20 protein-coding genes and 1 other RNA gene are annotated in these 23,135 nt (G+C 29.2%); 2 read left to right on the forward strand and 19 right to left on the reverse strand.

Features of this window, described 5'->3' with window-relative positions; translation table 11 throughout:
- Positions 1-11 precede the first annotated feature (11 nt).
- The 15 genes from gcvT to glyA all read right to left on the reverse strand — a co-directional run bounded on the left by gcvT (position 12) and on the right by glyA (position 16,950).
- Positions 12-1,118 (reverse strand): glycine cleavage system aminomethyltransferase GcvT, encoded by a 1,107-nt coding sequence (gene gcvT, locus ACY1IQ_RS01285; RefSeq protein WP_461612243.1) that lies wholly within the window; start codon positions 1,116-1,118, stop codon positions 12-14.
- Between the two features lie 631 nt (positions 1,119-1,749).
- Complete coding sequence (locus tag ACY1IQ_RS01290; RefSeq protein ID WP_461612244.1) at positions 1,750-2,289, reverse strand: zinc dependent phospholipase C family protein; 540 nt, start codon at positions 2,287-2,289, stop codon at positions 1,750-1,752.
- 423 nt (positions 2,290-2,712) lie between these two features.
- Positions 2,713-3,432, reverse strand: coding sequence for an MFS transporter (locus ACY1IQ_RS01295; RefSeq protein ID WP_461612351.1), 720 nt, complete (start codon positions 3,430-3,432; stop codon positions 2,713-2,715).
- Between the two features lie 148 nt (positions 3,433-3,580).
- Entirely contained in the window at positions 3,581-4,090 is a 510-nt protein-coding gene (locus tag ACY1IQ_RS01300) for an MFS transporter (protein ID WP_461612245.1), read from the reverse strand.
- 276 nt (positions 4,091-4,366) lie between these two features.
- Entirely contained in the window at positions 4,367-4,870 is a 504-nt protein-coding gene (locus ACY1IQ_RS01305) for a flavin reductase family protein (protein ID WP_461612246.1), read from the reverse strand.
- Between the two features lie 12 nt (positions 4,871-4,882).
- Positions 4,883-5,791 carry an AEC family transporter gene (locus ACY1IQ_RS01310; RefSeq protein WP_461612247.1) on the reverse strand — a complete coding sequence of 303 codons (909 nt, stop codon included), beginning with the start codon at positions 5,789-5,791 and terminating at the stop codon, positions 4,883-4,885.
- 31 nt (positions 5,792-5,822) lie between these two features.
- Positions 5,823-6,893 carry an ornithine racemase Orr gene (gene orr, locus ACY1IQ_RS01315; protein ID WP_461612248.1) on the reverse strand — a complete coding sequence of 357 codons (1,071 nt, stop codon included), beginning with the start codon at positions 6,891-6,893 and terminating at the stop codon, positions 5,823-5,825.
- Entirely contained in the window at positions 6,890-8,218 is a 1,329-nt protein-coding gene (locus tag ACY1IQ_RS01320; protein ID WP_461612249.1) for a GlmL-related ornithine degradation protein, read from the reverse strand. The genes orr and ACY1IQ_RS01320 overlap by 4 nt, the downstream gene beginning before the upstream one ends.
- Positions 8,219-8,433: 215 nt before the next feature.
- Positions 8,434-10,611, reverse strand: a complete 2,178-nt coding sequence (oraE, locus tag ACY1IQ_RS01325) for a D-ornithine 4,5-aminomutase subunit OraE (RefSeq protein ID WP_461612250.1) — start codon at positions 10,609-10,611, stop codon at positions 8,434-8,436.
- Positions 10,611-10,973, reverse strand: a complete 363-nt coding sequence (locus ACY1IQ_RS01330; RefSeq protein ID WP_461612251.1) for an ornithine aminomutase subunit alpha — start codon at positions 10,971-10,973, stop codon at positions 10,611-10,613. Before ACY1IQ_RS01330 ends, oraE begins: the two co-directional genes overlap by 1 nt.
- A 20-nt stretch (positions 10,974-10,993) precedes the next feature.
- Positions 10,994-12,409 (reverse strand): 2-amino-4-oxopentanoate thiolase subunit OrtB, encoded by a 1,416-nt coding sequence (gene ortB / locus ACY1IQ_RS01335; protein WP_461612252.1) that lies wholly within the window; start codon positions 12,407-12,409, stop codon positions 10,994-10,996.
- A gap of 45 nt (positions 12,410-12,454) precedes the next feature.
- Positions 12,455-12,748 (reverse strand): 2-amino-4-oxopentanoate thiolase subunit OrtA, encoded by a 294-nt coding sequence (gene ortA, locus ACY1IQ_RS01340; RefSeq protein ID WP_461612253.1) that lies wholly within the window; start codon positions 12,746-12,748, stop codon positions 12,455-12,457.
- A 94-nt stretch (positions 12,749-12,842) separates the two neighbouring features.
- On the reverse strand, positions 12,843-13,889 hold the full coding sequence (gene ord / locus ACY1IQ_RS01345; protein WP_461612254.1) for a 2,4-diaminopentanoate dehydrogenase: 1,047 nt from the start codon (positions 13,887-13,889) through the stop codon (positions 12,843-12,845).
- 440 nt (positions 13,890-14,329) lie between these two features.
- Positions 14,330-15,697 (reverse strand): sigma-54 interaction domain-containing protein, encoded by a 1,368-nt coding sequence (locus ACY1IQ_RS01350; RefSeq protein WP_461612255.1) that lies wholly within the window; start codon positions 15,695-15,697, stop codon positions 14,330-14,332.
- 20 nt (positions 15,698-15,717) lie between these two features.
- The gene (gene glyA, locus ACY1IQ_RS01355) at positions 15,718-16,950 is read right to left on the reverse strand and encodes a serine hydroxymethyltransferase (protein ID WP_461612256.1); all 1,233 of its coding nucleotides are present in this window, start codon (positions 16,948-16,950) and stop codon (positions 15,718-15,720) included.
- 544 nt (positions 16,951-17,494) lie between these two features.
- Between glyA and ACY1IQ_RS01360 the strand changes: the two genes are divergently transcribed.
- Both ACY1IQ_RS01360 and ACY1IQ_RS01365 read left to right on the forward strand, forming a co-directional pair.
- Positions 17,495-18,265, forward strand: coding sequence for a threonine/serine exporter family protein (locus ACY1IQ_RS01360; protein ID WP_461612257.1), 771 nt, complete (start codon positions 17,495-17,497; stop codon positions 18,263-18,265).
- On the forward strand, positions 18,262-18,711 hold the full coding sequence (locus ACY1IQ_RS01365) for a threonine/serine exporter family protein (protein WP_461612352.1): 450 nt from the start codon (positions 18,262-18,264) through the stop codon (positions 18,709-18,711). The genes ACY1IQ_RS01360 and ACY1IQ_RS01365 overlap by 4 nt, the downstream gene beginning before the upstream one ends.
- 385 nt (positions 18,712-19,096) lie before the next feature.
- Here the strand turns inward: ACY1IQ_RS01365 and ACY1IQ_RS01370 are convergent, their stop codons facing one another.
- The 4 genes from ACY1IQ_RS01370 to hisS form a co-directional block, all read right to left on the reverse strand.
- Positions 19,097-19,666: a DUF3867 domain-containing protein gene (locus ACY1IQ_RS01370; RefSeq protein ID WP_461612258.1), complete on the reverse strand. Its 570-nt coding sequence runs from the start codon at positions 19,664-19,666 to the stop codon at positions 19,097-19,099.
- Between the two features lie 83 nt (positions 19,667-19,749).
- Positions 19,750-19,930: non-coding RNA, 6S RNA (ssrS, locus tag ACY1IQ_RS01375), on the reverse strand.
- 136 nt (positions 19,931-20,066) lie between these two features.
- Complete coding sequence (gene aspS, locus ACY1IQ_RS01380) at positions 20,067-21,854, reverse strand: aspartate--tRNA ligase (RefSeq protein WP_461612259.1); 1,788 nt, start codon at positions 21,852-21,854, stop codon at positions 20,067-20,069.
- Positions 21,855-21,874: 20 nt separating this feature from the next.
- On the reverse strand, positions 21,875-23,128 hold the full coding sequence (gene hisS / locus ACY1IQ_RS01385) for a histidine--tRNA ligase (RefSeq protein WP_461612260.1): 1,254 nt from the start codon (positions 23,126-23,128) through the stop codon (positions 21,875-21,877).
- Positions 23,129-23,135: the final 7 nt, after the last annotated feature.

Raw genomic sequence — 23,135 nt, forward strand, 5'->3', positions numbered from 1 at the left:
TAAATTCCTCCTTATTTTTGTGTTTTTTTACTATAAAATTTCTTATTAATAACTACAGCCTTTAACTCTCTGTTTCTTACTTTAATAAATATTTCGTTGCCTAATGCTGAATATTTTTCATCAATTAATGCAAATCCTATATTCTTTTTTAATGTAGGTGACATGTAACCTGTAGTAACATGTCCAATATCTTTACCATCTACTATAACTCTATAACCATGTCTTGCAATTCCTTTATCAAGTAATTCAAATCCAACTAATTTTCTTTTTACTCCATCTGACTTTTGCTTTACTAATGCATCTCTACCTATGAAATTATCTTTATTAAGTTTTACAAAGAAACCAAATCCCATTTCTAAAGGTGTTATTGTAGCATCCATTTCATTTCCGTATAATGGTAGAGTTGCTTCAAATCTTAAAGTGTCCCTAGCACCAAGACCAACTGGTTCAACTTCTAAATCTTTTCCCTCTTCTAAGATGGCTCTCCACAATTCAACTAAATTTTTAGGGTCAGTATATATTTCGAAACCATCTTCTCCAGTATATCCTGTTCTTGAAACTAAGCATTTTTTACCTTTAACTTCTACATTTCTTCTAAATTTAAAGAAACCTATTTCTGATAGATCTATAGAAACTAACTTTTGAAGGATTTCTTGTGCTTTTGGCCCTTGAAGTGCCAACTGCCCAATTTCATCAGAAATATTATTTAATTCTATGTCATAGTTTCCTTTATTGTCTAACATCCATTTATAGTCTTTTTCCATATTGCTGGCATTTACTACTAAAAAATATTCTTCTTTTGAAAATCTATAAACAAGCAAGTCATCTACTACACCACCAGTTTCATTACACATGAAGGTGTATAATACGTCATTGTCTTCTAAGGTTTTTACATCATTAGTTATAAGATAATTTACGAAAGTTTCTGCATCTTTTCCCTTGATGATTATTTCTCCCATGTGTGATACATCAAATAATCCGGCTTTCTCTCTTACTGCCTCATGTTCTTCTAAAATTCCCCTAAACTGCACAGGAAGTTTGTATCCTGCAAAATCAACAACCTTTCCTCCATAATTTTTATATTCCTCTATTAGAGGGGTAGTTTTTAATGTATCCATCTTAATCCCTCCTACTATTATAGATTTACTTTTCGGAATACGTTTACACCTCAATTTTATGAAGTATATTATCATAGTATGCCTAAAGTACTTAGCCACTAATTAATCCCTCGAAATATAATGTAAGGAATCTTTAGTAACTTTTTACTCTACAATACATATTATAATATTTATTTCACAATAATTCAAACTATTCTAACTAATTATTAATATATTTTTTAAATTTTATTATATAAATTAACGACTGGATAAACATATTTTGATAATTTATTAACACTTTTTCTTTTTTATTTTATATGTAAATAATTATAATAAATTAATCATATATAATCTATATTAAAGACCTTGTGATTCTTATAATAATTATTATTTTGTTTATTCTTTAACTGTGTATCTTCATAGTTAATGATTATTTTATAGTTAATATTAATATTTTATTAATTCCTAACATTTTATCCATTTTCTTATCAACTATATTTAAAGAAAATATTTTTTCTGTTTATAGTATAGATTTTAATACAAAAAGTCGTAACTAATAGTTACGACTTTTTGTATATATAGTATATTTTTTCTTAATAATTTTCAACCTGAAGTTGTTGTAATTTGCACCTATTTATATATTGATTTAATATTATATTCCCCACCATAAGACAAGCTTATAGAATACACCATATCTTTTCTTATACTCTTTTAATTTATTGTCTTGTATATATTCTTTATGAAGATTTTCAATAGAACTTATTAAATCTTTAGTGGATATTTCATCTTGTAAATATCTACAACTTGGTATTGAATTTATTCTTTTAATATATTTTCCTATATACATCATTTGATGAAACTCATATAAATGATGCTGAGGTATAGTTCCCTCATAGTGACCATTATGGGGATAGCAGAAGAAATCACAAACAAAATGCAGTATTGCACCTAAATCTCTTAAAAATTTATTGTAATTTATACCTTCTTCAATATCTCCATAAATTTTATTAATTAGATTATATGCATATTCAGTATATGCTTCTTTTGTATGATTTCTCATAGTAGTTTCAATCTTTATATCTGGTCTTATATTACCGTAAAAAAAGTTAATCTTTTTAATATTTACATCTAATTCTTTTTCAAATCTTGGTGTAAAATGTGATGCTAAAATTATATGTGTAAATACATTCATCTTCATTACCTCTTATCTAAATTTGTATAAGCAAATTAAAATTTATATTAGGTTAATTTTTAATAGTTGTTTACATAAAAAGTAAAACAATTTGATAGTCAATCTATAACTAAATTTAAGATATAATTTTCTTAGTTTCTAACCTAATACTATTCTTATTATATTAATAATAAACTCATTTTCAAATTAAAATTTTATTAGAAAACATTATCATCCTTAATAATTAATTGTTTTATTATAAGTCTTTATGTTTTATAACTATCTAAGAAGTAAAACTTTTAGATTAAGTATTTGAAATTACATTAAACATAATAAAGCACTATTAAATTATTGAAATTAGATAATTTAATAGTGCTTATTTAAAACTATAAAAGTTTATTAATAAATCTTTTAACAAAAATGTCTTTAAAAAAGTCTTTTTATTTATTCACTTTCTAAAGTATTTGCTAATTTTATGCTATCTAAATTTGTATTATTATTTTCTCTTTCTACTACATTAATAATGACTTTTTTATCCTTATTTTTATTCTCTCCTTCTACACTTTCTATAGCATCATTTTCTTCCGCCCTATATAAAGCTTTCTTAAATCCTAATATAGAAACGAACAATATTGATGCTGCTATACTTATACAAATCCATGATTCGATTCTGTCAAATAAAAATCCAAATATCATTTGTCCTAGTGGAATAGCAGCCATAGCTCCTGTGCTGATTACAGCTCCAACTCTTCCCATCATAGATAGTGGTACAATTTGATTTATCATAGTTCCTGTGGCTATATTCCCAATAACTATCACTAGTCCAATAATAAACATATTAATACTCAAAGTAATATATGGTATAAAATTGCTATTAAATAAATCTAAATATAAAGATGATGATATTATTGCCATTATGCCCATAAATATAGATGTAATAAAAATATCTAAAAATAATATTTTACTTAATTTAACCTTTTTAGAAACTATACTACACAAAAATGGAGCAATAATCATAGCTACTACAATGATTGATTGTAAAGCTCCATATTGATAGTCATTAATTTTTAATATTTCTTTTGAAATATATGGTAGACCTATAGAAAATATAGGATTAAATGCAAAATTAATTATTAGACTTAAAATAATTATATTAAATATTATTTTATTTTGATAAAATTAACACCATCTATAAAATATTTAGAAAAAGATTTTATATTTATTTTTTCAGGTTTTATTAACTTTCGTGGTATATTTATAAACATCTCACTTATTGAAGATAAAATAAAGCTTACTGAATTTATAATCAATATTATAAACATATCAAAAATCCTAATAAAAATCCTGCCAATAGCGGTGCTATAAAATTACCTAAATTCATAATAAAAGAATTTATTCCATTTGCATCTACCAATTCTTCCTTTTTAACAAGAGTTGGTATAACAGTGTTTATAGCTGGATTAAATAATGTTGATATTATAGACATTAAAATGACTATAACATATATATGTAATAAAGACAGCCCTCCATTTATCTTATATATAATAGCAAAAATCCCAATCATGATACCATTTAACATATCTAACAATACTATAATTTTCTTTCTATCAAACCAATCAGCAATCACTCCTGCAATAGGTCCAAAAATCAATTGGGGTATTAAAGCTATAGCTAATACCGATGCAAATTTAGTAGCAGAACCGGTAATTTTAAGTACATAAAGTGAAAGTGCAAAACTTTGCATTTGGCTTCCTATTAATGATACTAATTTTCCTAACATTAATAAGAGAAAGTCCTTATCTTCTAATGGTTCTATTTTCATTTCATTTACTCCTTTTGATGATATTTTCTTTAATCTTTACCTCATCATAAGTACTTAAGATAAATCGTATATTTCTTAGAAACTTAAATTCTAAGAAGATAGTTTATTATAATAAAATTCTTTTGTTTAAATATTTCATTTACCTTAATATTACCATACATTATATTACATTTAAAATTATTTTTTACATTTATTCATTTTTTGCTGCAATCACTGACTAATTATTTGATTTAAGATGATAATTAAAAAGCAGCGACATTAAATCACTGCTTTTAGCTATTTTTTATAGCAATCTACTATTTCTCCATAATATAATACATGGATATCATTATCGCTATATATAGTATTTTTTATTTCTTCATCTAAAAGATTTATATCTAACTCTTGTTTATAAACTATCTTACATTCATAGTGCATAATATTTTTTCCACCTATTACTGGAGTTTCTACTATGTTTGATTTTTCTATGGCTAAATCACACTCTTTAAATTTATTGTAATCTCTTCCAGATTTACTTCCACAAAAGGCTAATTCACTCTTTTTAGAATCATCAAGAGGTACACTTACCGTAAAATTATCACTGTTTTCTATAAATTCATAAGTATATCTTGACTTTCTAACAAGTACAGTAAATATAGGTCTTTTCCACTGATATCCTATATCTCCCCAACTTATTGTCATAGTATTTATTTTGTCTTTGGATTTTACTGTTAAGAATGCTCCTCTAGTATGTAGATTTTCCATAGCTTCTTCTAAATGATTAGTAAAATTTGCTTTCATACTATCACTCCTTTATATTACTGCTATAATAATTATTGGTATCGTTATCATAGAAATTAGTGTGCTTACAAAAACCGCTTTAGAAGCATAACTAGCATCTTTTCCATATCCATTAATAATAATTGGTGCTAAAGTTGCACCAGGCATTGCTTCTATTATAACACAAATTTCCATTAAACTATTATCTATTCTAAAGGTTTTCATTACAAATAAAACTATAAATGGAACTAATATCAAAATATTAAAACTTCCATAATATAAAGATAAATCAGAAAATAAATCTTTTATATTAACTTTAGATAACATAGAGCCTATTATAATCATAGAAATAGGAGTAGTTGTATTACCTAAAAGTTTAACTCCTTCCTTAATTGGTAATGGTAAATCCAATGGCGTAATAAAAAGAATAACTCCAATTAAAACTGCTATCATTGATGGATTGGTCATAGCTTTTTTGAAACTTCCCTTTTCATTACTATCTAAAAGTCTTACTCCTATAGTCCACAGAAATAAGTTAAACCCCATATTAAACATGGCAGCATAAAACACTGCAATTGGGCCTAAAACACTATTTAAAATTGGATATCCCATAAATCCTACATTAGAAAAAGTAGTTACAAATCTTAAAACTCCTTGTTTTTCACTTTTGTTTTTTATATATAAAAGTTTTGTAACTAATAAAAGACTTCCATGTATTATAATAGAATAAATTAAAATTTTTAATGCATTTCCTAAAAGCTCTTTATTATAAGCAATATTAAAAGAAGTAACTATAAGAAAAGGTAAGGTAATGTTAAGTAATAATTCAGACATCCCTTTCTCTACTGTTTTATTTATAAAGCCTTTTTTAGCTCCATAGTAGCCCATAAGCATCATAAAAAATAAAGTTAAAACTTGATTTATTATTTCAATATTATTCACATAATTCCCACCATTTATTTCATATTAACTTTTATTCAATATAATATTTACTTACATAAGATGAAGTCATGGCCTGTAATAAACATCCATATTTTACATCAAACTCTACAATATCTCCAACTTTGTACTCATATTGACATTCTGTTATATCTAAAATTAAATGATCACTACTTGCTCCTAAAATTCTCATTTTTTCATCTCTGGGGTCCATAGCATCCATTTTAATATCTTGTCTACCTACTGCAACTATAGCTCTTTTTCTAATTCCAAGATCTTCAAACTCTGGAACTTCCCCAAAAGCATTTAATCCTATTGTACCTATAGGTATAGAAGGTTTGCTTTTTACCTCAACAACTTCTGCTTTTAATGTAAAAACATCACTGTGAGTATTAGGTATTCTTTTTGCAAAGGAAGATTCTGTACCTAAAAGTATACCTTCTCCAATTCTAAGTTGAGTAATTCCTTTTGGAATTGTACCATTCATAATCATATAAAGACTACTAGAATTTCCACCTGAAACTATTGGAAGATTTATATTTAATGTCTCTTCTAACATTTGTTTCATTTTAATAAGGTTTCCTAGATTATTTTCATCAGCTAATACTCCACCATAACAAGTTAAATTAGTACCTAATCCAACTAACTCTATATTAGGTAATTTTATTATTTCCTTTACTGTATCTAAAAGGTCTTCTTCAAATATCCCTTCTCTTAAGTCACCTAAATCTACCATAAGTATTATTTTATGATTCTTATTTACACTTTCAGCTGCTTCTGAAAGCTTTTTAATAACTTCAAGCTCAGAGTTTAAACTTATATCAGAATACTTGACAACATCTAAAGCTTCACTTCCCATAGGAATTCTCACAGTATATTTTGTACATTCTAAATGTTCCGAATTTTTTAGATTTAAAAGTCTTGCATCACCAACATTCTTAAGCCCTGCTTCTACAAGAGCTTTTGTTATTGGTTCTTTTGCACAATATCCTTTTGTAATACCAACAACTTCAATATTATGTTCACCACAGATATTCATAATAGTCTGAACATTATGCTTTATTTTGGGTAAATTTACTTCTATACACGGATAAACTCTCTTCATATGCCTAAACTCTCCTTTAATAATAAACTAGCTGCCTCTTTATCTTCTACAGATAAAACGCCTGCACAAGCCATTATATACATATTATCTAAAAGTATCTTAGCTCCAACCTTAGGGTACATAGTTAAATCTTCATTTAAAGCTCTAACTCCACTTAAAAATTCTTCTCCATTTGGAAGTCTTGTAAGTGCACCACCTGTTCCTATAATATATTTAATCATAGACAAGTCCTTACCATAGGCTAAAAAGTTTTTTCCTGCGCCATATGCCCTTTTAATATGGCCAACATGTCTTTTAATGGCAGTATCTACTGCTTTTTTAGTTAAAATTCCACTCCATTTTTTATCTTCATCTTCTGTAGGTATAGGTTTTACATGGGATTTTATTTCCTCTAAAGATAAACCATTTCTTTCCCTTTCATCTAAAAGTCCAATAACATTATCACTGTTTATATATACCCCCAAGTCTCCTTCCACAGTTCTCTTAGCTTTAGGTTCTGGAGTTACCAGTATATCTAAAATCTCAGTTGAGCCTTCTGTTACGGAATGTACATCCGTAGTTGCTCCACCTACATCAAAAACCACTACATCTCCCATAATATCATAAATTAGCTTTGTAGCCTCCATTACAGCACCTGGTGTTGGCATTATAGGACCATCTACCATTTCTTTTATTTTTTCCATGCCTGGTGCCTTAACAATATTTTTCTCAAAAGCTTTTTGAATCATGGCTCTAGCTGGCTCTACATTAAGCTCATCCACTCTAGGATAAACGTTATCAATTATATAGAGCTCTTGATTTTCAAATATATCCTTAATCTCCTCAACATTTGCTATATTTCCACAGTAAACAATAGGTATATTTAGCCGTTCACTGCTCAGCAATTCCGAATTATAAAGTGCCGTCTCTCTCTCGCCATAGTCAGTTCCTCCTGCAATCATAATAAGATTAGGTTTAATTTCTTTAATTTTTTTAATATCACTTTTTCTAAGCTTTCCTGCTGTTACCATTTTTATAATTCCACCAGCACCTAGAGCTGCCTCTCGTGCTGCTTTTACTGTCATATCCTCTACAAGTCCATGAACAGTAATCTTAAGCCCTCCTGCAGCGCTGCTAGTTGCTAGCATCTTTCTATATTCGACCTTTTCTCCGATTTTCCCTTCTATTTCTTCTAATGCTTTTTTTAAACCTATAGTTACATCTCCATCTAATACTGTAGTAAAGTACTTACCTTGTCCTATTATTTCTACTCCATTTTTAAAATTAAAAGCAGTAACTAATGTTGTAGTACTCCCTATTTCTGCTATTAAATAATCAGCCTTCATAATAATCCCTCCTAAATATTATATAAATAAACTATTTAAAAAATTAATATATAGCTGAATATAGCTATTTCAACTCACAATGCAAAATTCATAATTATAGTGGCGAACAGTGTTCACCAGCTATCTATTGAAATAATTTATGTACTTTTTAAATTTAAATTATGAGATTTTATTTAATTAAAGGCATACATGGTTTTATGTATGCCTTTTTAATATTATTCTTCTTTTTTCATTAGAGTTTCAATTATAAATGAAGCTACATCATTACCATGAGTTCCTCTACCAAAGCCTGCATCCATACCATTTGCTTTTGCAATTTCATCACTGACCTGAGTTCCTCCAGATACTAATATAAACTTATCTCTTACACCTTTTTCTATACAAAGGTCATTTATTTTTCTCATATTTTTAATGTGTACATCATTATGAGTTATTATTGTACTCGCAACTATAGCTTGAGCTTTAGTTTCTATAGCTGCATCTATCAATTTTTCCACTGGACAAGAAGTTCCAAGGTAAATACATTCTATGCCGTACTTTTCCATACCTCCATGTTTGATATCTATAATTTCTCTTAATCCTACAGAATGTTCATCTTCTCCAACAGTAGCAGCTACTATTTTAACTGGGTTATTTTGAACATATTCCTTCATCACTACATCACTTAAAAGTTGTTTTTTCTCCGGAACTTTTAGCTTACTCTTGTCAATTTTAAAGGATACTCTTCCTTTTATTTCAACTAATGTACCTTCTGCTTCTTGCATTACCTGTTTATGAATAACCTCAACATCAGTTAAATTCATATTTTTTCCTATTTCCAGTGCAGCAGCTTCAGCTATTCTCTCACTTTCAGGTAAGAATAAGGTTACTGATACATATCCATCTTTACTCCACTCAACTTCAGGTGTTATAGTTCCGTCCTCTTTAACCTTTTCCAATCTCTTAAAGACATTATCTTCTTCATCCAGTTCATCTATATATTGAATTTTATCATGATTACAAAGTGTACACTCTCTTATAGCATCACAAGGTTTATTATATTTTTCAGGAGCATTATTATATCCAAAGTGAGCACAAACCGGTGCAAAATAATCTTCATCCCTCTTAACTACTGTGTCTACACCAATACCTCCATCAATTTTTCTTGCTATACCATCACTATTTCTAGCAGGATATTCTCCTGAATCAACAAAGAATCCTTTTTGAACAGCTTCAAAATAGCCACCATTCTCGATTATTTCCTCTAAGAATAGTATTGCTCTTTCTTTAAGTTCTCTAACCTTTGCTGGCAAGTACCCATCTTTTTTAAGCTCAACCATATCCATTAAGCCATCCATACCAATTAGAGCTTGTTTTGCAGTATTTACAGCATGAATATTATTATAATGCCAAGGTACATTTCTTCCTTCATCAGGAGTTATTGTACTTTGAATATCTACTGAAGTAAGCTTAGAAATTAATAGATTTAAACTATGAGTAACAGTAGCTTCTCTTGTACATGAATCCATATATTTGGTGTTCATTTGAGCTCTCATTTTATAGTTTTTAAATAAATCTCTAAGGGCTACAGCATATGGAAGGTCATATGTTAGACAAGGTGCTGGTGGTGCTGTAGGAGGAACTGTTGAAAGTGCAATATTTTCACTCTTCATTCCTACCTTTTCAGAATACTTAGAGTTAATAGCATGCTGAACCATAAGCTCTGGCATTACATTATATCCCTTCATAGCAGTTGCATTAGCATTATGTGCTCCATCTATTTGAACAATATCTCCCCATGCCATAAGCTTTTTAGCTACTGCTGCATCTACAAAGGAACGAACCATATTTATATTTCTATATAACACATTATATTGAGGATCTTGGTGTGCTCCATTTACCCCTTCCTCCGCAAACATAACTGCAATATCTGGTCCAGCTACACCAGATACATAAGAGTGAAAATTTATTTCTCTTCCTACTTCTTCCTCAATTAAATCTAAAGCTTTTCTTGTAGCTCTAACTTCTTTTCTTGTAATTGGAACTCCGCCTATACCTTCTGGTGATCCTTCAATTAATCCATCGTAATGACTCTGCCCAGCTGTTCTTATAACCATTATATGATCCGCTCCATGCCAAGCAGCCATTCTCATCCTTCTTATATCATCTTCAAATCTACCAGAGGCAATTTCTGAAGTTATAACTGGTATTGGTTGAGGGTCTATATTTTCAAAACTTCTTGCTGATGGTAAAGCTCTACTTTTCTTAAGGGGAGCAGAAATTTCTTTATATTTAAATTCCCCAACATTTCCATCATATTTTTCTCTCCAATGCCACCCTCTTCTTTTAGGTTTATATTTATCTAAATCTTTAAGAATTTCTTCAACATTTATTTTTTTATTCTCTTGTAGCATTACTTACCCCCCCTAAAAAGTTCAACTACTTCATTCCATCCTTTTCCTTCCCCTAGCATTCGTCCTGCATCTAAATAATCAATACCTTTAAGCTCACTATATTTTAGAACAACATTTCCCATCCCTTTAGAAAGTAGATTTACCTTAGTACCTTCTATAACTATTTTAGATGCTTCTATACTTGAAAATCCCATTCTGAGTAATACTGAACGCTCTATTGATGGAGAAGTATGGTTATGAGCAAGATCTACTAATGGGTTAACTATCTCTTCTGTTAGTGACCAAAATCTTTCATATAATTCTTCATCACTTAGATTCTTTAAATGTTGCCTTCTTGATTGAAAATCATCTTCTCTTTTCACAAAAGTTCCCCCCTAAACTTTTATTTTATATATATTCCCTCTTGAGATAAAATGTCTAACATTTGAATTTTTGATAATTTAGTTTCATTGCATAAAAATTCTACATCTACTATATCTAACATATTTTTTTCTAATTTTTTCAAAGTATTTTTTATTAAAGATTTCCTATAATTATTTAAATCCTTTTCTTTTATTTTTAATTCCTTAGGATGTCGTGGTAGAATCAAATTTTTTCCTGGAATCTCCTCACTTGGATCTCCAATTAAAATTTCTATACCATTATCTTTAGCAAAAGTAAGTTGAGGCAATATATGTTTTCCTGCACCTGTATATTCTGTTTCCTGTACTACAATTATTGCATCATCTTCCATATCTTGAGCTAATACAAAGGCTGCTGCTAAGGATGTATTACCTGCTGGTCCTCTCTCTAACCCCTCAAGCTGTGCTAAAAGTTCCGTCATATAAAAAATTTGTCCTTGAGATACAGTTACATATCTATCTAAATATCTAAGTGGCCTTGCAGCACTTCTTGGTACATCACTTCTATCAGGCCACACCATAAAAGGTATTCCAAAGCCTGTATGACCTGTAGTAAAAGATTTTTTATTAAAATCACTATCACTAGCCATATGAAGACCTTCTAAATCTGCTGATGCACCTATTATTTTTGTATATAATGCTCCAGCTTTTATAAGCCCTCTAGCTGTACCTGTAACGTTTCCTCCACCAGCATGAGTTGCTAGTACCATGTCAGGATCTTTTCCAAACCTTTCTCTACATTCTGTTGCTATTTCATATCCTAAAGTTTCAATACCTGCAATGCCATAAGAAGAGTATAAAGAAGCATTATAGTAACCTGTTTCTTCAAGCATACTCAAGAAAGTATAAAACAGTTCAGGACCAACAGTAAGCTGCATGACTTCAGCCCCTAAGCAGTCACATTTTCTTCCTTTTTCTATTATTTCAGGCTGTCCTATTTTTTTAGAATCATAGCATTCCTGTACTATAATTGCCTTTAATCCATGGATTGCAGCTTGAGAGGCTACTGCCGCACCATAATTTCCTGAAGTAGCTGAGGCTACACCTTTATATCCTCTTTTTTTTGCATCATAGACAGATACACTTGCTCTTCTGTCTTTAAAACTACCAGATGGATTACAGCTTTCATCTTTTACAAAAATTCTTGCTGCTTTCCCACTTTTAGAAACTTTTCTTGCTAGATTAGTAATATTTTTTAGTTCAAGTAAAGGAGTATTACCAACTCCTACTTCTCTTTGAATCTTCATAATATCACTTAGAGAGTATCCAATATCTCTCATCATTCCTTCATAATCAAAAGAAATAACTCCAGTTTCATACTTTGAGAAGTCTATTCCTACAGATTCAATCATTATTTCATTTTTTCTAGCCATTAAAGCTTCATATTTATTCAACATTATCACCTACTTTAATAAAAAACTTTTCTATGCATTATTTACATTCTATTGCTCAAATAATATTTTCTTTGCCTGCTTTCCTATATAAGAAATTTCCTCTACATGTCTTCCAAAATCATGATTATAATAAGGCTCTATCTCCACTACTACTCCACTAACTATTCTCCCTATAGCAGTTTCTATTTTAACTTCCTCACCTAACTCACAATCTTCTAAAACATGTCCTCTTACCCACATCTTAAGAGGAGTACTTTTAGTATCCTCTGGTATGGATTTAGCTCTATCTTCTATAGATAAAACTTCACTAATAATCTCAACGTAGGTACCTTTCTTAATCATAAAATCACTACCTTTAAAAATAATTTTACTTATAAGTAATTAGAAAATTCATTCAATTTTACTTGTATATTTTTAATAGTCAATTTCTTTAAATCTATTGTCTGTAATAATTAACTTGATCATTAAAACTATTTTCTATAGCATGTGGAAGTGGTAAATCTATCATAGTTTTAAGCCCTGAAGAAGCTGTTATAACCTGTGGAATCATATTTATAGCCATTGCCATTGTTCCTATTCCACCTGGAGTTTCTGGTTTAATTGAAAGATGTAAATCAGCATCTCCATATACATCAATATAATCCCCTGTATCAATGGCTTCACATTCTGGATGAATTTGTTGAGGATGCTCTAATGTAATAACAGGTTTTCCATCTTTATAAGCTGTAGCTATATGATTGCATCCTGCAACCATACCTGGTTCAACCGCTACGCATGGTGTTTCCCTATGTGTATTAGATATAATAGGCTCTCTTGTCTCAACAATTTCATCATACTCAAGTCCTAATGCCTTAGCTACCATTGGAATGGATTGAGCAAATCCTATATGACCAACTATAGAACCATCTTCAAGCCCAGCTTCAAATTGTTCCAAAGTTGTACCTACACCTTGAGTTCTCATAACTGTAGCTCCAAATGGAGATAAATCATTAATTCTTGCAGCTTTTATTGATTTTACACTTCTACATCCAGCAGATAACATTAGTATTAATGAATCCAAAACAAAACCTGGGTTTACTCCTGTTCCCAAAATTGTCACGTTATTTTCTTTAGCTAAGCTATCCATCTCTGCAGATAATTTAGGTTCAATCACGTATGGATATGCCATTTCTTCTGCAATTGTTATGCAATTTTTACCACTTTTCACAATAGCTTTTATTGCCGGGAATACGGATTTTACAAAAGAATCTATAGCCAATATAACTATGTCTGCTTTAACATTATTTATAACTTCTAACTCATTTTCAGATATAGATATGGCTTTCTTTTCTAGACCTAAATATTCTCCTAAATCTTTGCCAATTTTATTAGGGTCTTTATCTATTGCACCTACTACCTCTATTCCTTTCTTCCCTAGTGCCATTTTAGCCATTCCACTTCCCATAGCACCTAATCCCCAAAATATTACCTTAACATTTTCCATATATAAATCCCCTCCTATAATTAATAAAATTTTAATTATATAATTAAAATCTAAATATTAATTCTCTAAAATAACCAGTCAAAGATATAGTGATATTCTGTATCAAATAAGGAGGCAAGTTATTCTCATAATTCAGTTATGAGCAAATTTTAATTACATAGTATGATTCAAAATAGACTAGAATATTGACTAGTTATTTTTGAGATTCCTTATATTATTAACTATAGCAATTACTATGCCAGTTTATTTAGTAAAAAAATACATATTTCAATAGTAAAACACTAAAAATTGATCTATTTTTTAATATAAGTTTCAATTTTCTGAAAATATTTTGCATCAAATGCAAAATATTTTTACAAGTTATTTCTTCCAAACATCGCCTTAATAGCATCGTTAATAAAAAAACAAGCTGAGTGCAAGTATACTTGCACTCAGCTTTACTATTTATCTAGTAAACTGTATTTTTTTAATTTATATTGCAAACTTTGACGAGAAACTTTTAATTCTTCAGAAGTTTTAGTTACATTATAAGAATGTTTTTTAAGGCATTTTTCAATAATTCCCTTTTCTATACAATCTAAATAATCTGGAAGAGGCATATCTCCATCATAAGATGTATTATCATAAGCATTACCATATTGAACTATCTTATTTTCAAAAAACTCTTTAGTAAGTATTTCACTGTCATCTATCATATTCATAGCAGACTCAATAACATTTTTTAACTCTCTAATGTTTCCAGGCCAATTATACTCTAAAAATTTCTCTATAACTTCTTTATCTATAGATTTTACACTCTTAGATAAGATTTTATTATAGTAATTTAAAAAGTAATAAGCTAATGATTCAATATCCTCTTTTCTTTCTCTTAGTGGAGGTATATCAATTCTTAACACACTAAGCCTGTAATAAAAATCTTTTCTTAGCTTTCCTTCACTTATTAACTTCTCAGGTTCTTCATTTAAAGTAGCTATTATCCTAACATCAATGTCAATAATTTTGTTACTTCCTAAAGGTCTAATATAACCATCTTGAAGAACTCTTAAGAGTTTAGATTGTAAATATGGCTCCATAGAGTTTATCTCATCTAAAAGCACTGTACCTTGATGTGCTTCTTCAAAAAGTCCTTTTTTATTTTCTGCACCAGTAAAACTTCCTTTTACTGTACCAAACAACATTCCTTCTAACAGTGCACTTGGTATTGCTGCACAATTTATTGGAATAAAAGGTTTGTCCTTTCTTATTCCGCCATAATGTATACTTTGAGCAAAAACTTCCTTTCCAGTTCCTGTTTCACCATATATAAGCACTGAAGAATTAGAAAGACTAGCTCTAACTGCTTTATTTACTTCATTTCTTATCTTTACACTATCCCCAATAATATTTTTAAATACATGATGTTCTTCATATTTATTATTATTATTTTCAAGCTTGCATACCTTTTCATTTAGCTTTCTAATTTGAGTCATATCTCTAGCAATTTCTATTGCTGCTATAACATTGTCATTTTGAATCACAGGAATAGTAGTATTTATAGAAGTAATATTTTTTCCTTCTTTGCTAGAATAGTGTTGTATAATATCTCTATATTGCTTTTTTTCTTTTAAGGCATTCATAAGAGTTGAAATATCTTCCATGCCCTTTAGATATTCATAAACTTTTTTTCCAAGGACATCCTCTTTTTTAAAACCCTCAATTTTCGCCATAGGATTGTTATAATATATAGTTTTTCCTTTGTTATCTACAATATGAATTCCTTCGTTGAGATTTTCTATTAAACACTCTAAAATATGCTCATTTTTATTCATATTAATATAACCTTACTTTATTAATATAATGGATATCTTTTACAAAGCTCATGTACTTTTGCTTTCACTGAACTTAAGTCTCCTTCTCTATTGTCTATAGCCTCATTTATAAGTCTTGCAACTTCTCTCATTTCTTCTTCTTTGAAACCTCTACTTGTAACTGCTGGAGTACCTATTCTTATTCCACTAGTTATAAATGGACTTTTAGTTTCAAATGGAATAGTATTTTTATTTACTGTAATTCCAATAGAATCAAGAAGCTTCTCAGCATCCTTACCAGTTAATTCTTTGTTAGTTAAATCTACAAGCATAACATGATTATCAGTGCCACCAGAAACTATTCTAAATCCATACTTAGTTAATTCTTCACTAAGTACTTTAGCATTCTTAACTACCTGTTCCATATAAGTTTTAAAATCCTCTTCCATTGCCTCTTTGAAACATGCTGCTTTAGCTGCTATTATATGCATTAGTGGTCCCCCTTGCATTCCTGGGAATACAGATTTATCTAATGCTTTAGCAAATTCTTCTTTACATAAAACCGCTCCACCTCTAGGACCTCTTAATGTTTTATGAGTAGTAGTGGTCACAAAATCTGCATATGGTACTGGTGATGGATGTAAGCCTGTTGCTACAAGACCAGCAATATGTGCCATATCTACCATAAAGTAAGCTCCTACTTCATCAGCAATTTCTCTAATTTTCTTAAAATCTATTATTTTAGAATAAGCACTAGCACCAGCTACTATTAGCTTAGGTTTAGATTCTAATGCTAATTTTCTTAACTCTTTATAATCAATAGTTTCAGTTTCACTATTAACTCCATAAGAAACAAAGTTATATAATAAACCTGAAAAGTTTACTGGACTTCCATGAGTTAAATGTCCTCCATGGCTTAAATTCATTCCTAGAACTGTATCCCCTGGTTTTAATACAGTTAAATAAACTGCCATATTAGCTTGTGAACCTGAATGTGGTTGAACATTAGCATGATCAGCACCAAATAATTTTTTCATTCTTTCTCTTGCTAAGTCTTCAATCTTGTCCACTACAAAGCATCCACCATAATACCTCTTATTTGGATATCCTTCTGCATATTTGTTTGTCAATACTGAACCAGCAGCTTCCATTACTGATCTAGAAACAAAATTTTCTGAAGCAATAAGTTCAATATGTTCTTCTTGCCTTTGTTGTTCTTGATTTATTAGTTCAAGTAACTCTCTATCAGTTTTTTCTAAATGAGTTAAATTCATTCCTTCCACGCCCCTTTTATTTATAAATAAATTGTAATAATAACTACTACAACTTAATTATAGTTTTTTATTGAATAATAATCAATAATAGTATTTATTTAACAAGGCTTACTACCTATTAAATATTAAAAATACTCAATGTTATATAACTTTTAAATTGACATCTAATTAAATATATAAAATTAAGAAATAATATCTATAAATGTAGTATAACACTTATACAATTGAGAATTATTGATACTTCTCTTTTATAAGAGAAGTTTTCAATTGATTTCTTTTTTAAACTTATATAAAGGACTAGCAATATATTACTAGTAAACAACTAATTAAAGAAATTTCCTTAATTAAAACCGATTTTAATAACATTAACTTAAATTTATAATAACTGTTTAATTCTTATTTAGAATAAGGTTTTTCTTTGTAAGAATTTAGGTTATATTAATTATAATTAAAATTTTCAAACAATTCTGCTTTGTATTGAATTTTATTTAATTTGATATATAATATGAAAGGCTGAGAAATTTTTGGTTAGAAGGGAGTAGCTATGTATACTGATAATATAGTTCATATTGCTGCAGATGCAGGGAAAATAATACTTGAGAACGGTGGAGAGACTTATAGAGTAGAAGAAACGATTTCTAAAATTTGTGAAGCCTATAATATCAAAACTGTAGAAAATTTTGTTACTCCAACAATTATAGTAATATCTATAATTAATGAAAATTCAGAAACAATTACAGTAGTTAGAAGAATAAAATATAGAACAGTTGATTTAAAAAAAGTTTCATTAGTAAATGATTTATCTAGAAGCGTTTATACTAAAGCACTTTCCATGGATGATATTAGAAATGAACTTAAGTATATAGATACACTCCCTAGATATAGTGATGAAATGACCACATTTATGTCAGGACTCAGTGCAGGTTTTTTTACACTATTATTTGGTGGAGCAATTAGAGATTTTATAGTATCTGTTTTTATAGGAATAGTAATTAGTTTAATTATTAGATTATTTAACAAATATCAAGTTAATAGCTTTTTTTCCAATGTTTGTGGAGGGTTATTGGCTGCTTCTGTAGCTATAGTAATATCACACTTTTATCCTAGTTTTAATGTAGATACCATAATTATAGGCTCTATAATGCTTTTGGTACCAGGACTTGTAATTACTAATGCGATAAGAGATACCTTAGCTGGAGATTTATTATCTGGCATTTCTCGTTCTGTAGAAGCATTAATGATAGCTGCAGGTATAGCAATAGGTACAACAATAGGCTTTAAGATATGGCTCTATATTTTAGGAGGTGCATTATAATGTCAGCATATTTCTATGCCTTTATGAGTTCTTTAGGTTTTGGAATACTGTTTAATGTTAGAGGTAAAGATTTATTTTTTGCATCTCTTGGTGGTGGAATTGGGTGGTTTTTTTATACTCAAGTTCTCTCTCTTACCAGCTCTGAAGTTATAGCATTATTTATTGGTACAATATCACTTAGTATACATTCTGAAATTTGTGCTCGTGTATTTAAAAATCCTGTTACTTTATATTTAATATGTGCTTTAATACCTCTTGTGCCTGGTAGCGGAATGTATTATACCATATTTGAAGCAGTTAAAGGAGATTATAATGCTTCTTTAACAAAAGGAATTCAAACTCTGTTTAATGCAGGATCTATAGCAGTAGCAGTAATGTTTGTATCAACTATAAGTAGAGTTATAATTGCATTGTCTGCAAAAAATAAAAGAAGAAAAAGATCTTAAAAAAACTATGACTTAGTGCCATAGTTTTTTAATTTAAATTTTTTAGTCAATTTTTAATATAGGTATTTGATTCCTAATATAGAACTTCACAATGAAAATTTAATTTATACATTATTTTAATTTACATAACACAAATTCTTTTCTATGAATTAAAATTTAAGAATGAAATATGCGAATTATAGCTAAAACTCCAACCTCAAAGCTTTTGAAGTTTTTTAAAAAATTTTGTTTTAGAAATTCACCAAGAGTGAATTTCATATCTAATTCTTCATTCTTAAATATTAATTCTTAATTTTTAAAGTGTTAAACTTTTTTAGAAAATTTATTTTCCAAAGTATATTTAAAATTTTCGTATTGGATTTCTATATATTATATGTCATAAGTTTTAATAATCATATTCTGAAACATTTTGACAAAGTGATATTTTTAAATTTTTTTCTTTAATGACTTTCTTGTAAGAACATAAAAATTCATTTAATTCATTATCCTTTAAATTTATATTCTTTGGACTTTTTAATATTACTTTTTCTTCCTGAAGAATAATATCTAATGTATTTAAGTTATTATGGATTTTATATATAGTTACTTGACTAAGAGCTATCCTATCTTTATATTTTTCATGAAAGCTTACAGTTTTTCTTATGTCTTCATAATTCTTATTTAAGTTTCCTAATCCTAAGCCACTCATATCAACACCAAATGACTTCATTTGATTCTCTAAATCTGATACATCTAGGCCATATCTTTCCATAAGTTTTTTTTGTATATTCATAAGCTTTTCTTCGGATATATTGTTCTTTTCCATATATTCTCTAAGACTCTTAGTAAATTCCATTATGTTTAAGTCACCTTGAGCCATAGAATAATATAATCCATAAATATATTGTTCAAACTTATCTAAATCTTTATCACTTGCTCTATTTTTTAATTCATTAAAATCAATTACATCACTCATTTTTACACCTCCAATAATAAGAAATTATAAAAATTTTTATTAAAAAAGGTTGCAATAATTGCAACCTTTTAAATTCTTATTAATTAATCCCCACCATGCCGTTTCCAAGGTATATTTGAACCCGTTCTCCAACGGGCGGAAACCTCCTTCATTGCTTCTGGTACCCGAGTCGTGCTCTAGTCAACACTCCACATGAAGAGTTAATTTCCTATTGTATCAATGTTGGCTCAACATAGACCTATTCAACGCACACAGCAGGAGAAAAATCAAATGCTTTTTACTTTGTATTTATATTATAAAACATATTTTTAAATTTTTCAAATAGTTATAAGTTAAATTTAATAAAATTTTATATTGTTATTTTATCTCTAGCTCTAACTATCATAGAAATAGTTGATAATTACTCTTCTTTTCTTGCATTTGTGGCTAAGGACAACTCATCTAACTGTTTTTTATCGACTACATTTGGTGCTTCACTCATTGGACAATAAGCATTTTGATTTTTAGGGAAAGTAATTACATCTTTAATATTATCAGTTTCTGCTAAGAACATAACCATTCTATCAAGCCCATAAGCGAGTCCACCATGTGGAGGTGGTCCATATTTAAATGCCTCTAATAAAAATCCAAATCTCTCCCAAGCACTTTCTTTAGTAAATCCTAAAAGATTAAACATTTTCTCTTGTAGGTTAGAGTCATGTATTCTTATGCTTCCTCCACCTAGTTCTTCTCCATTTAAAACTATATCATAAGCTTTTGCTCTTACCTTTGATGGATTAGTTTCTAAATGCTCTAAATCTTCATCCATAGGTGATGTAAACGGATGGTGAAGAGCTACATATCTTCCTTCTTCCTCATCGTATTCAACAAGAGGGAACTCCGTTATCCATACAAAGTTAAATTCTTTATTATCCTTTAATAGTTCAAGCTCCTTTGCAAGCTCAAGTCTTAGTGCTCCTAAAGATTGCAGTACTACACTGTCCACATCTGCTACTATCAGTACTAAATCTCCTACTGTAGCTTCTGCTTTATCCAATATAGCTTTCATTTCTTCTTCACTAAAGAATTTAGCTATTGGAGATTTTATTTCTTCTTCTTTATAAGCTATCCATGCAAGACCTTTAGCTTTATAAGTTTTAACAAATTCACCTAGCTTATCAATTTTTTTTCTTCCCATGTCTGCTGAATTCTTAACAGTTATGGCTCTTACTGATCCACCATTTTCTATAGCATTTTTAAACACAGCAAATTCAGTATTCTTAACAGCTTCTGTAATATTTTTTATTTCCATACCAAATCTTAAATCCGGTTTATCAGAACCATACTTTTCCATAGCTTCATTATATGGCATTCTCTTTATTGGAAGTGAAACATCTACATTTTTAATTTCTTTAAATACTCTTTGAATTAATCCTTCATTAAGCGCAATGACATCATCCATTTCAACAAAGGACATTTCAAGGTCTATTTGTGTAAATTCTGGTTGCCTATTTGCTCTTAAATCTTCATCTCTAAAGCATTTTACTATTTGGAAGTACTTATCGTATCCTGATACCATTAATAATTGCTTAAATATTTGAGGTGATTGCGGCAATGCATAAAACATTCCTGGATAATTTCTACTTGGAACTAAATAATCTCTAGCCCCTTCTGGTGTACTCTTAGTTAACATTGGAGTTTCCATTTCAAGAAATCCATTTTCATCTAAATAGTCTCTAACAATCTTAGTTGTTTTATGTCTTATCATAAATATTTTTTGCATATCAGGTCTTCTAAGATCTAAATATCTATATTTTAATCTTATATTTTCTGAGGCATCTAAATCTTCTTTTATATATATTGGTGGTGTTTCTGACTCAGATAATATTTTAATACTTTCTCCTTTAAGTTCTATCATTCCTGTTGGTAAATTTGAGTTTGGAGATTCTCTCTTTACTATTTTTCCACTTACAGCAATACAATACTCAGACTTTGCAAGATCTGCTCTTTCAAAAGCCTCTTTATTTATTGCTTCTCCAAATACTACTTGTAAAAGTCCAGTTCTATCTCTTAAATCTATAAAAACTAGACCACCTAAATTTCTTTTTCTTTGAACCCAACCCATTACAGTTACTTCATTAGATATATGTTCTTCTCTAAGCTCGCCGCACATAATGGTTCTTTTAAGTCCATTTAGTGATTCTCCCATGTCCATTCCTCCCAGAAATTTTAATTATTATTTACAATATTAATTATCTCTTCTATTTTATCTAAACTAACTTCAAATTGTGCACCATCACTCATGTTTTTTAATTTGAAACTTCTATTTTTGATTTCATCTTCACCTAATATTCCTGTAAAATTAGCACTTATTTTATTAGCATATTTCATTTGTGCTTTAACACTTCTATCAAGATGATCACAATCACACTTTAATCCTTGTTGTCTTAGTTTATGAACTAATCTTACTGCTTCTAATTTTCCTTCATTCCCCATAGAACCTATGTAAACATCCATATAATTTGGTTTTGGAATATCTATTCCTTTTTCTTCAAGGGTCAAAAGCAATCTTTCAATTCCCATACCAAATCCTACTGCTGGTATCTCAGGACCACCAACTTCACTTATTAAATAGTCGTATCTTCCTCCACCACAAAGAGTAAATCCATTGTCCATAACCTCAAATATAGTCTTACTATAGTAATCTAAGCCTCTAACTACTTGAGGATTAACTTTATATTCTATACCCATGGCAGTTAAATATTCTTTTAATCTTTCAAAATGCTCACTACACTCTTCACAGATAAAGTCTAATATAATAGGTGCATCTAATACTACTTCTTTACATTTATCAACTTTGCAGTCTAATATTCTAAGTGGATTTTTTTCTAGCCTTGTGTTACAAGTTGTACAAAGTCCTTCTTTCTTTTCTTCTAGGAATTTCTTTAAAGCTTCATTATATTTTTTTCTACACTCAGGACATCCCAAACTATTTATGTTAAGTTCTAACCCGGTTATTCCAAAGTGCTTATAAACATCCATTATTATACTTATTATCTCAGCATCTACAGACGCTTCTTTTGCCCCAAAAACTTCTACTCCAAATTGATGGTGTTCTCTTAGTCTTCCCTTTTGCATTTTTTCATATCTAAAAGCTGGAGTAAAATAAAACATTTTTGTAGGTTGAGTATCACTGTATAGTGAATTTTCTACAAAAGCTCTAACTGTTGGTGCTGTACCTTCTGGTTTCAAAGTAATACTTCTACCACCTTTATCTTCAAAAGTATACATCTCCTTTTGAACTATGTCAGTAGTTTCACCAACACCTCTTTTGAAAAGTTCAGTGTTTTCAAACATAGGAGTTCTTATTTCTCTACAACCATAACTTGAAGCTATATTTCTCATTAAATTTTCTATATAATGCCATTTATAAACCTCATTTGGTAATAAATCTTTAGTACCTTTTGGCGCTTTTAAATCCATATTCACC

The organism is Clostridium sp. Marseille-QA1073 (assembly GCF_054863625.1).

Excerpts from the sequence above, each read along its gene's own strand:
- gcvT (WP_461612243.1), bottom strand. The coding sequence starts at position 1,118 with ATGGATACATTAAAAACTACCCCTCTAATAGAGGAATATAAAAATTAT.
- ACY1IQ_RS01290 (WP_461612244.1), bottom strand. The coding sequence starts at position 2,289 with ATGAATGTATTTACACATATAATTTTAGCATCACATTTTACACCAAGA.
- ACY1IQ_RS01300 (WP_461612245.1), bottom strand. The coding sequence starts at position 4,090 with ATGAAAATAGAACCATTAGAAGATAAGGACTTTCTCTTATTAATGTTA.
- ACY1IQ_RS01305 (WP_461612246.1), bottom strand. The coding sequence starts at position 4,870 with ATGAAAGCAAATTTTACTAATCATTTAGAAGAAGCTATGGAAAATCTA.
- orr (WP_461612248.1), bottom strand. The coding sequence starts at position 6,893 with ATGAAGAGAGTTTATCCGTGTATAGAAGTAAATTTACCCAAAATAAAG.
- ACY1IQ_RS01320 (WP_461612249.1), bottom strand. The coding sequence starts at position 8,218 with ATGAAGGCTGATTATTTAATAGCAGAAATAGGGAGTACTACAACATTA.
- oraE (WP_461612250.1), bottom strand. The coding sequence starts at position 10,611 with ATGCTACAAGAGAATAAAAAAATAAATGTTGAAGAAATTCTTAAAGAT.
- ortB (WP_461612252.1), bottom strand. The coding sequence starts at position 12,409 with ATGTTGAATAAATATGAAGCTTTAATGGCTAGAAAAAATGAAATAATG.
- ortA (WP_461612253.1), bottom strand. The coding sequence starts at position 12,748 with ATGATTAAGAAAGGTACCTACGTTGAGATTATTAGTGAAGTTTTATCT.
- ord (WP_461612254.1), bottom strand. The coding sequence starts at position 13,889 with ATGGAAAATGTTAAGGTAATATTTTGGGGATTAGGTGCTATGGGAAGT.
- ACY1IQ_RS01350 (WP_461612255.1), bottom strand. The coding sequence starts at position 15,697 with ATGAATAAAAATGAGCATATTTTAGAGTGTTTAATAGAAAATCTCAAC.
- glyA (WP_461612256.1), bottom strand. The coding sequence starts at position 16,950 with ATGAATTTAACTCATTTAGAAAAAACTGATAGAGAGTTACTTGAACTA.
- ACY1IQ_RS01360 (WP_461612257.1), top strand. The coding sequence starts at position 17,495 with ATGTATACTGATAATATAGTTCATATTGCTGCAGATGCAGGGAAAATA.
- ACY1IQ_RS01370 (WP_461612258.1), bottom strand. The coding sequence starts at position 19,666 with ATGAGTGATGTAATTGATTTTAATGAATTAAAAAATAGAGCAAGTGAT.
- aspS (WP_461612259.1), bottom strand. The coding sequence starts at position 21,854 with ATGGGAGAATCACTAAATGGACTTAAAAGAACCATTATGTGCGGCGAG.
- hisS (WP_461612260.1), bottom strand. The coding sequence starts at position 23,128 with ATGGATTTAAAAGCGCCAAAAGGTACTAAAGATTTATTACCAAATGAG.